Here is a 12,448-nt window from a genome sequence, read left to right on the forward strand (position 1 = left end):
ATGCCGCATCCGCTCGCCGACTCGATGGAGAGCACCGTGACCCCAGAGCAGCCACCCGCCGCACCCGCCGCGCCGGTCGTCGAGATGCGCGGCATCTCGATCACGTTCCCGGGCGTGAAGGCGCTCGACGGCGTCGACTTCCGCATGTTCCCCGGCGAGGTCCACTCGCTCATGGGCGAGAACGGCGCCGGCAAGTCCACGCTGATCAAGGCCCTGACCGGCGTGTACGGCATCGACGCCGGCACGATCACGCTCGCGGGCGAGCAGGTGTCGTTCTCGGGGCCCGCGCGGGCGCAGGCCGCGGGCATCTCGACCGTCTACCAGGAGGTCAACCTCCTGCCGAACCTGTCGGTCGCCGAGAACATCATGCTCGGGCGCGAGCCGCGCCGCTTCGGCGCGATCGACTGGCGCGCCATGCGCCGCCGGTCCGCCGAACTGCTCGCCGGCCTCCACCTCGACATCGACCCCGGCTCGCTGCTCGGCGACCACTCGCTCGCGGTGCAGCAGCTCGTCGCGATCGCCCGCGCCATCGACGTGAACGCCAAGGTGCTGATCCTCGACGAGCCGACCTCGTCGCTCGACGCCGACGAGGTGGCCGAGCTCTTCCGCGTCATCCGCTCGCTCAAGGCGCAGGGCGTCGCCATCCTGTTCGTGTCGCACTTCCTCGACCAGGTGTACGAGATCTGCGACCGGCTCACCGTGCTCCGCAACGGCACGCTCGTGGGGGAGTACCTCGTCGAGGAGCTGCTGCGCATCGACCTCGTGCAGAAGATGATCGGCAAGGAGCTCACCGCGCTCGACGACCTCGAGCAGCGGGCCCGCTCCGCGACGGTCGACGAGACGGATGCCGCGACCTTCGTCTCGGCGTCGCAGCTCGGCCGTCGCGGAGCGATCAACCCGGCCGACCTCCCGATCGCGGCGGGCGAGGTCGTCGGCCTCGCGGGCCTGCTCGGCTCGGGCCGGACGGAGTTCGCGCGCCTGCTCGGCGGCATCGACCGCGCCGACACGGGCGAGCTGACGATCCGCGGCGAGACCGTGAAGCTCCGCACCCCGCGGCAGGCGATCTCGAAGCGCATCGCGTTCTCATCGGAGAACCGCCGCGACGAGGGCGTCGTCGGCGACCTGACCGTGCGCGACAACATCGTCCTCGCCCTCCAGGCCGACCGCGGCTGGTTCCGCCCCATCCCGAAGAAGAAGCAGGATGAGCTCGCGCAGTCCTACATCCAGGCCCTCAACATCCGACCCGGCAACCCCGACGCGCTCGTGCGCAACCTCTCCGGCGGCAACCAGCAGAAGGTGCTGCTCGCACGCTGGCTCGCGATCGCACCCCGCCTGCTGATCCTCGACGAGCCGACCCGCGGCATCGACATCGGGGCGAAGGCCGAGATCCAGAAGCTCGTCTTCAACCTCGCCGAGAACGGCATGAGCGTGCTGTTCATCTCGGCCGAGCTCGAGGAGGTGCTGCGGCTCAGCCACCGCGTCGTGGTGCTCCGCGACCGGCACGTGGTCGCCGACCTCGAGAACGACGGGCTGACCGTCGACTCCCTGCTCGGCCTGATCGCCGACGGCCGGGTCGCCTCGGACGACGAGGCGCTGGAGGAGCTCCGTGAGCTCGGCGAGCTCGCGCCCGCGGCATCCGTCGCCCTCACCGACCCGGCAGACCCGGCCGACCCCACCGACCCCACCGACCCCACCGACCCCACCGAAGGAGGCCGCCGATGAGCGCGCTCGCCAGGCTCGTGTCGAGCCGGCTGTTCTGGCCGGTCGTCATGCTCCTCGTCCTGTTCACGATCAACCTGGTCGCGTTCCCCGGCTTCTTCACGATCACGGTGCGCGACGGGCAGCTGTTCGGCAGCCTCATCGACATCCTCCGCAACGGCGCGCCGACGCTGATCATCGCGGTCGGGATGACGCTCGTGATCGCCACGCGCGGCATCGACCTGTCGGTCGGCGCGGTCGCGGCGATCTCGGGGGCGGTCGCGTGCTCGATCATCCTCGGCTCGCCCGAGCCGGGCAGCCTCGCGACGGTGGCGGTGGCCGTGAGCGTCGCGCTGCTCATCTCGCTCGTGCTCGGCGTGTGGAACGGGTTCCTCGTCGCGGTGCTCGGCATCCAGCCGATCATCGCCACGCTCATCCTCATGACCGCGGGCCGGGGTGTGGCGATGCTCATCACCGAGGGGCAGATCCTCACGGTGAACAGCCCGCCGTTCAAGTTCCTCGGCTCGGGGTTCTGGATGGGCGTGCCGATCGCAGTGATCATCGCTGCCGTCGTGTTCGGCTTGGCCGCGCTCATCACCCGGCGCACTGCGCTCGGCATGTTCATCGAGTCGGTCGGCATCAACCCCGAGGCGAGCCGGCAGGCGGGCGTCCGCGCTCGCGGGCTGCTCTTCGCGGTCTACACGTTCTGCGCGCTGTGCGCGGCGATCGCCGGGCTCATCCTCACGGCGAACACCGCGGCGGCGGATGCCAACAACACGGGCCTGTTCATCGAGCTCGACGCGATCCTCGCGGTCGTGATCGGCGGCACCTCGCTCGCCGGCGGCCGCTACTCGCTGGTCGGCACGCTCGTGGGCGCGCTCGTCATCCAGACCCTCGTCACCACGGTCTACACGGTCGGCATCCCGCCGATCGCGACCATGGTGTTCAAGGCCGCGGTCGTCACGGTCGTGTGCCTGCTGCAGTCGCCGACCACGGCCGAGGCGTTCAGCGGATTCCGCAGGCGACTCGCCGTCCGAGCCGGGAAGGGGCTCGCCGCATCATGACCAAGCTGCTCGACGCCCCAAGCCGTTCCGACCGGCGCGCGCCGCGTCCGCCCGGCGGTCCCGCGGGCACCGGCCCGTCGGATTCCGATGGTAACCCTCTCGTCCGGTTCGGCCGTGCGGCCCTGGCCGTGCTCACGAGCCCCAAGTACGGACCCGTGACCGTCACCGCCATCCTGTTCGTCGCGGTGTTCGTCATCGGCGGCGTGCGGTACCGCGGGTTCTTCTCGGGGCAGGTGTTCCTGAACCTGCTCGTCGACAACTCGTACCTCATCGTGCTCGCCGTGGGCATGACGTTCGTCATCCTGACCGGCGGCATCGACCTGTCGGTCGGGGCGGTGGTCGCCCTGTCGGGGATGATCGCCGCGAGCCTGCTGCAGACCGGCTGGTCGCCTGGCGTCGTGATCCCGCTGATCCTCGTGCTCACGAGCGTGCTGGGCCTGCTCGTCGGGCTCATGATCCACGTCTTCAAGGTGCAGCCGTTCATCGCGACGCTCGCAGCGATGTTCCTCGCCCGCGGCCTCTGCTACGTGATCAGCCAGAGCTCCATCTCGATCACCGAGCCGACGTTCGTGCAACTCGCGGTCTCCCGCATCCCGCTCGGCGCCGGCATGTCGATCACGCCGAGCGTGATCATCGCGCTCGTGGTCGTGGCCATCGCAGTGTGGGTGCTGCACGGCACCCGGTTCGGCCGCACGGTCTACGCGATCGGCGGCGGCGAGCAGTCGGGCCTCCTCATGGGCCTGCCGGTTGCACGCACCAAGGTGCTCGTCTACACGATCAGCGGCTTCTGCTCGGGCCTCGCGGGCGTGCTGTTCACCTTCTACACGCTCTCGGGGTACCCGCTCACGGCGATCGGCACCGAGCTCGACGCGATCGCCGCGGTCGTCATCGGCGGCACGCTGCTGACCGGCGGCTACGGGTTCGTGCTCGGCTCGGTGCTCGGTGTGCTGGTGCTCGGGGTGATCCAGACGATCATCACGTTCGAGGGCACGCTGTCGTCGTGGTGGACGAAGATCTTCATCGGCGCCCTGCTGCTGGTGTTCATCATCCTGCAGAAGGTGCTCACGGCCAGGCGGCGATGAGCAGGCAGAGAGGGGCCCGCAGCTGAAGGCGGGCCCTTCGCCTCCCGCTCCGGACGCTCCCGGGCGGGATAATCGATGTGACGAGCGCGCCGGGGGCGCGGGGCAGGGAGCCGGACGGCGAGTGAGCGATCAGGACGACAGGGCGCGGGCGGCGACGATCTTCGACGTGGCCCGGCTCGCCGGCGTCTCGCACCAGACGGTGTCGCGCGTGCTCAACGACCTGCCGAACGTGCGGCCGGCCACTCGGGCACGCGTCGAGCAGGCCATCAAGCAGTTGCGCTACGTGCCGTCGCCGGCCGCGCGGGCGCTCGTCACCCGACGCACGCGCACGCTCGGGCTGATCGTCACCGGTGCCCCCGACTACGGCCCGTCGTCGACGGCGCTCCACTTCAACGAGGCGGCCCGCGACGCCCGGTACGCGGTGATCACGGCGAGCATGCTCGAGACGGATGCCGCGAGCATGCGCTCCACGGCCGAACTGCTGGTGCGCCAGAACGTCGAGGCGATCGTGCTCATCGCCGCGCAGCGCGCCGCACTCGACGCGCTCGACGGCATCGAGCTCGGCGTGCCCGTCGTCGCCGTGGCATCCGAGGACCGCGGGGCGATGCACCGCGTCTGGCTCGACCAGTACGCGGGAGCCCGCCTCGCGGTCGAGCACCTCATCGGCCTCGGCCATCGCCAGATCCGGCACGTCGCCGGGCCGACCAACGCGATGGACGGCGAGGAACGCGTGCGCGGTTGGCGCGACGCGCTGGGCGCGCACGGGCTGCCCGCCCGGGAACCGCTGGTCGGGGACTGGTCGCCGGGCAGCGGATACGTGCACGGCCGCACCCTGGCGGCCGACGCCGAGATGACCGCGGTGTTCGTCTCGAACGACCAGATGTCGCTCGGGGTCATGCACGCGCTCGCCGAGGCCGGGCTCTCGGTGCCGGGCGACGTCAGCATCGTCGGCTTCGACGACATCCCCGAGGCGGCCTTCTTCGCCCCGCCGCTCACGACGGTGCGTCAGGACTTCGACGCGCTCGGTCGCGACGCGATGGCCGGCGTGCTCGCCGTGCTGAGCGACGACGACCGGATGCCGGCGCCGCGCGTGCCCGATCTCGTCGTGCGGGTGAGCACGGCGGCGCCGAGCCGCGATCGGGATCGGGACCGGGCCGCCGTCACCTCCTGAGCCGACGTGTGGGCGGTGCTGCGTGCGCCTATCGCTGCCGGACGGCGTAGGTCAGGTGGGTCACCCTCGGGGACGGTTCCGCGCGGACCGGGTCCAAGGCCGCGCGGGCTGCGTCCACGCCCTCGAAGAGGCGGATACCGGAGCCGAACAGCACGGGCGACAGCGCGATCGAGAACTCGTCGATCAGGCCGGCGTTCACGTACTCCACGATCGTCGCGCCGCCGCCCGCGATGCGGACGTCGCGGTCGCCGGCGGCCTGGCGCGCCCGGTCGAGCGCCGACTCGATGCCGTCGTTGACGAAGTGGAAGGTGGTGCCACCCGGTCGGTGAACGCCTCGAACACCAGCTCCGGTGGAGCGTCGATGACGCGAGAGATCGCGATCTCGCGGTCGGCCGTCGCGGACTGCGCCGGCGCTCCTCGTCCCGTCGTACTCATGACTCGTCCTCCTGCCGTTCCTGCGTAAGTTCCTGCACGTACACGTCCAGCCGGTCGAAGCTCTCGTTCCAGAACCGCTCGAAGCCGCCGGCCCATTCGTGGACGGGCCGCAGCCCGCGGGCGTCGAGGCCGTACAGCCGTTGCTTGCCCGCCTTGCGGTCCCGCACCAGCCCGACCTCCCGAAGCACCCGCAGGTGCTTGGACGCCCCCGGCTGGGGTATCCCGAGCTCCCGGGCCAACTCGGTCACCGGCCGCTCACCCGCCTGCAGCAGCACCAGGATCTCGCGACGCCGAGGCTCCGCGATCGCGTTGAAGACGTCCGAGGTGGTCGCTGCTCGTGCCATGGCAGCGATCATATACCCATATGGGCAACTGTAAAGGTGGCAGGAATTGCCTCTACCGCTCAACCACGGCGAACTGTTAGCGTTCACAATTGTGAGCGCTAACACGCTCGCATTCCGTGCTCCACCACCCACTCCCGATGAAGAGAGCGAGGACGGTCGATGACGACCAGAGCCATCCGGCACGCGCAACCGCAACGCCATGACGCGGCGCCCGAGGGGCGCCGCACCCCCGCCCGAACCAGGAGGGTGTCGATCGCCGGCGCCCTGACGTTCGCGCTGGTCACGCCCTTCGGCGCGGCGACCATGGCGAGCGCGACCGAGACCCCGGCCGCGGAGGCCGTGGCGGGCGTCGCGATCCCGAACCTGGACGATGTGCGCGGCAACCTGACGCTGCCCGGCACCGGCGCCGGCGGCGCGACCCTCAGCTGGCAATCCAGTGATCCTGCTGTGATCACACCCGATGGGGTCGTCTCGCGCCCGGAGACCGGCGCCGAACCCGTGTCGGTGACGCTCACGGCGACCGCGACGCTCGACGGCGAGACGGCCACGCACGACTACGCCGCGACGGTCGAGCCGCTTCCGGAGACCGAGCCCTACACGGCCTACTTTTTCCCTCACTTCGTCGGCGAGTCGACGGCCGACGGCGAGGAGATCTACTTCGCCGCCAGCGTCGGCAACGACCCCGAGGAGTGGATGAGCCTCAACGACGGCGAGTCGGTGCTCGCGTCGACGCTCGGCGAGCAGGGCCTGCGCGACCCGTTCCTCATCCGCTCGCCCGAGGGCGACCGCTTCTTCCTCATCGCCACCGACCTCAAGATCCACGGCGGCGGCGACTTCGGCACGGCGCAGGAGACCGGCAGCCGCTCGATCATGGTCTGGGAGTCCACGGATCTCGTGGACTGGTCCGACCAGCGCGAGGTGGTCGTCTCCCCCGAGAACGCCGGCAACACCTGGGCGCCCGAGGCGTACTGGGACGACGTGGCGGGGGAGTACGTCGTGTACTGGGCATCCGCGCTCTACCCGGCCGACCTGCCGCCCGAGCAGCGCGACATCACCACGAGCTATCAGCGCATGATGTACGCCACGACTCGCGACTTCGTGACCTTCTCCGAGGCGCAGGTCTGGATCGACGAGCCGCAGGGCGCCGGCCGGGGCATGATCGACTCCACCGTGGCGCGCGACGGCGGCACCTACTACCGCCTCACCAAGGACGAGTCCTACATGGGCATGCGGCAGGAGCGCTCGACCGACCTGCGCCGCACGCAGGGCGTCACCGAGGGCGACGGTTGGGAGCTGATGGCCGAGCGCGTCGGCTTCGGCCAGCCCAACCCGTGGGGCGGCACGTTCACCGGCGGCGAGGGCCCGTCGATCTTCCAGAGCAACACGGATGACACGTGGTACCTGCTGCAGGACCAGCCGTCGTACCACGGCGGCGAGGGCTACATGCTCTTCGAGAGCGCCGACCTCGCGACCGCCGAGTGGACCGCCGTGCCGAGCGCGAAGCTCCCCGAGAGCCCGCGGCACGGCACCGTCATCCCCGTCACGGCGAGCGAGTACCAGCGCCTGCTCGAGACGTACCAGCCCGACGCGCTCGAGGAGGCCGTGGCGGTCACGCCGGCCGAGGTCTCGCTCGCGCCGGGCGCGACGCGGCAGCTCGCGGCATCCGTCACGCCCGTCACCGCCGAGGACCGCAGCGTCACCTGGTCGTCGAGCGACGAGACCGTCGCGACCGTCGACGCGAACGGCCTCGTGACGGCCGTCGCCGACGGCACCGCGATCGTCACGGCGAGCTCCACCCGCGGCACGAGCGGGCAGGCGGCGATCACGGTCGCGAGCCCGATCGAGCCCGAGCTGCCCGCCGACGCGTGGATCGACGAGTTCGACGTCGACACCCTCGACGACCGGTGGAGCATCGTCTCCGAGGTGCCGAGCGCCTGGTCGCTCACCGAGAACCCGGGGTCGCTCACGCTGCACTCGCAGAACGGCGACACCTACCAGGGCGACAACTCGGCCGACAACGTGTTCCTCGTCGACGTGCCCGCCGGCGACTTCACCGCGTACACGTCGCTGACCGGGACGGTGTCGCGCGATTTCCAGGGCGCCGGCCTCATCGCGATGACCGACCTCGACAACTACGTGCGCGCCGGACTCACCAACGTGAGCTTCGCGCCCGGCGGCCCGACGGTCATCGAGAACGGGGTGGAGGAGAACGCGGTCTACCGCTCGACCTTCACGGCACGACCCGGCTCGACACACGAGCACCTGCGCCTCGAGCGCACCGGCGACGAGATCGTCACGAGCTACTGGACCGGGTTCGAATGGGCGGAGGCCGCACGCGCGAGCGTCGGCTTCGACGTGACGAGGATCGGCCTGTACGCGCTCGCCGCGGCCGGCGCGCCGAGCCACGAGGTCACGTTCGACCACATCGCGATCGTCGAGCCCGAGGGCGCGGACGTCGTCCCTGAGGGCGCGTTCACGCTCGAGCAGGACGGCGACGCCTCGCGGCTCGCCGAGGCCGACGGCGGCATCCGCTTCGTCGACGAGCGCCCGTTCGCGCAGCTCGCCTTCACCGCCGAGGAGCTCGCCGGCGAGGCATCCGCTCGCCCGATGGCACTTCGCGAGCAGGGCGGCGACCGGCCGGTGGTCGTGCGCGACGGCCGGGTGGCGTTGGGCGGCGAGGGCGACGAGCCCACCGCGTTCCGCCTCACCGACGTGGGCGGCGGCAAGGTCGCGCTGCGCACCGCCGACCGTGGCTACGTCGGCGTCGACAACGAGGGCCGGCTGGTGGTCGGCGACGAGGCGGATGCCACGCGGCTGACGGTCGTCCCGGTCGAGATCTCCGAGCACGCGATCGCGATCGACACCGCGGCGGAGCGCACCGACATGAGCGACGACCTCTACGGCATCTTCTACGAGGACATCAACTACGCCGCGGACGGAGGGATCTACGCGGAGCTCGTGCGGAACCGCTCATTCGAGTTCTCGACCGCCGACAACGCCTCGTTCGACGCCCTGACCGCGTGGCAGAAGGTCGAGCGAGACGGCACCGGCACGATCGCGGTCGGCAGCGACCGCGCGCGCTGGCTGAACGACTCGAACCGGGCCTCGCTCACGATCACGGCGGATGCCGCGGGCGTCGGCGTGCGCAACATCGGCTTCAACCGGGGCGTGCACGTCGAGGAGGGCGAGAGCTACGACTTCTCGGTGTGGGCGCGCTCGGCGACCGCACAGGACCTCGAGGTCGCGGTCGAGAGCGTCGACGGCACGGAGCAGTTCGCGCTCGGCACCGTCGCGGTCGCGGGCGACGACACCTGGCGAAAGCTCGAGGTGCGGCTGACCGCGAATGCGACGACGGATGCCGGCCGGCTGGTGGTGCTCACGGGTGCCGCGGGTTCGGTGCAGCTCGACATGGTCTCGCTGTTCCCGGTCGACACGTGGGTCGGCCCGGTGAACGGTCCGAGCGTGCTGCGCAAGGACCTCGCCGAGAAGGTCGCGGAGCTCGACCCGAGCTTCCTGCGCTTCCCCGGCGGCTGCGTGACCAACGTCGGCACGTTCGACACCTATCTCGAGTCCGACGGCCAGGACCGCCAGCGGACCTACCAGTGGAAGGAGACCATCGGGCCGGTCGAGGAGCGGCCGACAAACTGGAACTTCTGGGGCTACAACCAGTCGTACGGCATCGGGTACCTCGAGTACCTGATGTGGGCCGAGGACCTCGACGCGACGCCGCTCCCGGTGGTGTCGGTCGGCGCGAACGGCTGCGGCAGCCGCATCCCGGAGATGACGGACGACGCCCGCATCGCGCGCTGGGTGCAGGACACGGTCGACCTCATCGAGTTCGCGACGGGCGACGCCGAGACGACCGAGTGGGGCGCGAAGCGCGCCGAACTCGGACACCCGGAGCCGTTCGACCTGCGCTACATCGGCCTCGGCAACGAGGAGAACACGCGCACGTTCGAGGCGAACTTCCCGGCGTTCCGCGACGCGATCGAGGCGGCGTACCCCGAGATCACGATCATCTCGAACTCGGGGCCGGATGACGCCGGCGCTCGCTTCGACGAGCTCTGGGAGTTCAACCGGGCGCAGGGCGTCGACATGGTCGACGAGCACTACTACAACGACCCGGCCTGGTTCCTTCAGAACACGGAGCGGTACGACGCGTACGAGCGCGAGGGCCCGCACGTGTTCCTGGGCGAGTACGCCTCGCGCGGCAATACGTTCGGCAACGCGCTCGCCGAGGCGGCGTACATGACGGGCCTGGAGCGCAACTCCGACCTCGTCGAGCTCGCCTCGTACGCGCCGATGTTCGCCAACGAGGACCACGTGCAGTGGGCGCCCGACATGATGTGGTTCGACAACGACGAGTCGTGGGGGTCGGTGAACTACTACACGCAGCAGATGTTCATGACGAACGTCGGCGACGAGGTGGTCCCGTCGACCCACAGCGAGGCGGATGCCGCGAGCGACCTCGACGGCGGGGTGTTCCTCTCCACGTGGTCGACGAGCGCGGCGTACGACGACGTCCGGGTGACCTCCAACGCGACCGGTGACGAGCTGTACTCGCAGTCGTTCGACGCCGGGTCCGACTGGTCGCCGGTGGCGGGCACGTGGGCGGCGCAGAGCGGCGAGTACGTGCAGTCGTCCACCTCGGTGAACGATGCCCGGGCGCTCATGCCCGACGCGTATGCGCAGGACTGGTCGAACTACACGCTCGAGCTCGACGCCCGCAAGGTCGCCGGGTCCGAGGGCTTCCTCATCGGCTTCGCGGCTGGCGGCGCGAACGACTACTACTGGTGGAACCTCGGCGGTTGGAACAACACCCGCTCGGTGCTCCAGAACGCGTCGGGCGGTTCGGCCAACGAGGTCGCCGCGGTCGAGGGTCACTCGATCGAGACCGGGCGCGACTACACGGTCAAGGTCGTCGTGGATGGCTCGACCATCTCGCTGTACCTGGATGGCGAGCTGCAGCTCAGCTACACCGAGCCGAGCGCGAAGGGCCTCTACCAGGTCGTCACGCACGACGAGGAGACCGGCGCCACCGTGCTGAAGGTCGTGAACCCGACGGGCGCGACCGCGCGCACGGCGGTGTCGGTGACCGGCGGCATGCAGGTGGCCGACGAGGTCGCGGTAACCGAGATGGTCGGCGCGCCGGGTGACGTGAACAGCAAGGCCGAGCCGGAGCACCTCGTGCCGGTCGAGCGGTCATGGGACGGCGGCGCGAACGAGTTCACGTACGACTTCCCGGCGTACTCGATCACCTTCCTCACCCTCAGCGAGTACGTCCCGACGTGCGAGGTGGACTACGTGATCGAGGGCAGCTCGAAGAAGGCGTTCGACGCGACGCTCACCATCTCGAACATCGGCGACGAGCCGATCGACGGGTGGGAGCTCGGGTTCGACTTCGACGGTTCGCAGACGGTGAAGAACGGCCGTGACGCGTTCTGGTCGCAAGACGGCGCCTCGGTGACGGCGTCGAACCTGCCGTGGAACGGCCGCATCGAGCCGGGCTCGAGCATCGAGGTCGGGTTCAACGGACGCGTGAACGGGGGTGGCAACGAGGAGCCCGACGCGTTCACGCTGAACGGCGGGCCCTGCGCGATCGGCTGAGCCGCGTCATCCGCTCTCCCGGTGGGGCGTCGTCCGCTTCGGCGGGCGGCGCCCCTCGCGGCGTTCGCGCCGCGCCGCGCCGAGTGTTGCCGTTCGCGGCGAGTGATACCGCTGCAACGGCCACACTCGGCGCGAACGGTAACACTCGGCGAGAGAAGGGCCGAGGGGCCCGCGTCAGCGGGGAACGTGCGCGTCGAGGAAGTCCGCGATGGTCGCGGCCATGTCGTCGGGCTGCCAGGAGTGCTGCACCGCGGGGATGGCGCGACGCTCGGCGTTCGGCAGCGCCGCCGTGATCGCGTCGGCCGCCGGGGTCATCTCGTCGAGCGTCTCCTCGCCGACGAGCACGAGCGTCGGCGCCTCGACGGCACCGAACAGCTCGGCGTGCGGCGCCGACTGCGCCCAGGCGAGGGACTCGGCATCCGCTTCGAGGCTCGGGCCGATGCGCACCATGAGCGGCCAGGACGGGGTCGACTTGGCCTGCTCCATCCACTCGGGCGGCATGTCCTTCATGAAGTACTCGACGACCGCGTCGGGGTCGTCGCCGGCGATGCGTTCGCGGATGCCCGCGAGGAACTCGGCCCCCTCGGAGCCCTCCTCGGCGCCGATCGGCACCTCGAAGACGACGATCGCGGTGACGGGCAGTCCGGATGCCGCGGCCGCGAGCGCGATCGCCCCACCCGACGAGTTGCCGAAGAGGGCGACGCCCTCGCCGAGTTCGTGGGTGCGCTGCAGCTCCGACACGATGGCGCGCAGGTCGGCGAGGTTGTGGTGCAGGTCCATCGGCGCGTCGTGGGCGCTCTCACCGCGGCCGCGCCGGTCGTAGTTGACCACGGTGTACCCGCGTTCGGCGAGCAGCGTCGCCATCCGCTTCGTCGTCGGGTCGAAGGCGCGGAACTGGAACGCGCCGCCGACGAGCACCACGGGCGGGCCGCTGCCCTCGCGGTCGTAGGCGATCGCGGCGCCGTCGTGCGAGATCACGGTGTGGCTGTGCGACATTGGTCCTCTTTCGCAGGCTCGGGTCTGCGGGCATCGGGCTCGTCGTCAGGC

The 12,448-nt window shown here is 70.5% G+C and carries 8 protein-coding genes; 5 read left to right on the forward strand and 3 right to left on the reverse strand.

Annotated features, from left to right (window positions below; genetic code table 11):
* Positions 1-24 precede the first annotated feature (24 nt).
* From ACULK4_RS02785 to ACULK4_RS02800, 4 genes are all read left to right on the forward strand, one after another.
* Complete coding sequence (locus tag ACULK4_RS02785) at positions 25-1,722, forward strand: sugar ABC transporter ATP-binding protein (RefSeq protein ID WP_445965193.1); 1,698 nt, start codon at positions 25-27, stop codon at positions 1,720-1,722.
* Positions 1,719-2,762, forward strand: a complete 1,044-nt coding sequence (locus ACULK4_RS02790) for an ABC transporter permease (RefSeq protein ID WP_445964934.1) — start codon at positions 1,719-1,721, stop codon at positions 2,760-2,762. Before ACULK4_RS02785 ends, ACULK4_RS02790 begins: the two co-directional genes overlap by 4 nt.
* Complete coding sequence (yjfF, locus tag ACULK4_RS02795; RefSeq protein ID WP_445964935.1) at positions 2,759-3,844, forward strand: galactofuranose ABC transporter, permease protein YjfF; 1,086 nt, start codon at positions 2,759-2,761, stop codon at positions 3,842-3,844. Before ACULK4_RS02790 ends, yjfF begins: the two co-directional genes overlap by 4 nt.
* Before the next feature lie 121 nt (positions 3,845-3,965).
* Positions 3,966-5,015, forward strand: a complete 1,050-nt coding sequence (locus tag ACULK4_RS02800; RefSeq protein ID WP_445964936.1) for a LacI family DNA-binding transcriptional regulator — start codon at positions 3,966-3,968, stop codon at positions 5,013-5,015.
* A gap of 28 nt (positions 5,016-5,043) precedes the next feature.
* On the opposite strand, the gene ACULK4_RS02805 is transcribed toward ACULK4_RS02800, so the two are convergent.
* Positions 5,044-5,301, reverse strand: a complete 258-nt coding sequence (locus tag ACULK4_RS02805; RefSeq protein WP_445965194.1) for a dihydrofolate reductase family protein — start codon at positions 5,299-5,301, stop codon at positions 5,044-5,046.
* Positions 5,302-5,446: 145 nt separating this feature from the next.
* Positions 5,447-5,794 carry an ArsR/SmtB family transcription factor gene (locus ACULK4_RS02810; protein WP_445964937.1) on the reverse strand — a complete coding sequence of 116 codons (348 nt, stop codon included), beginning with the start codon at positions 5,792-5,794 and terminating at the stop codon, positions 5,447-5,449.
* 159 nt (positions 5,795-5,953) lie between these two features.
* Between ACULK4_RS02810 and ACULK4_RS02815 the strand changes: the two genes are divergently transcribed.
* Complete coding sequence (locus ACULK4_RS02815) at positions 5,954-11,401, forward strand: alpha-L-arabinofuranosidase family protein (RefSeq protein WP_445964938.1); 5,448 nt, start codon at positions 5,954-5,956, stop codon at positions 11,399-11,401.
* A gap of 174 nt (positions 11,402-11,575) precedes the next feature.
* Here ACULK4_RS02815 and ACULK4_RS02820 read toward each other — a convergent pair whose 3' ends face one another.
* Entirely contained in the window at positions 11,576-12,397 is an 822-nt protein-coding gene (locus ACULK4_RS02820; protein ID WP_445964939.1) for an alpha/beta fold hydrolase, read from the reverse strand.
* Positions 12,398-12,448 lie beyond the last annotated feature (51 nt).

It is taken from the genome of Agromyces selenitireducens (assembly GCF_052748465.2).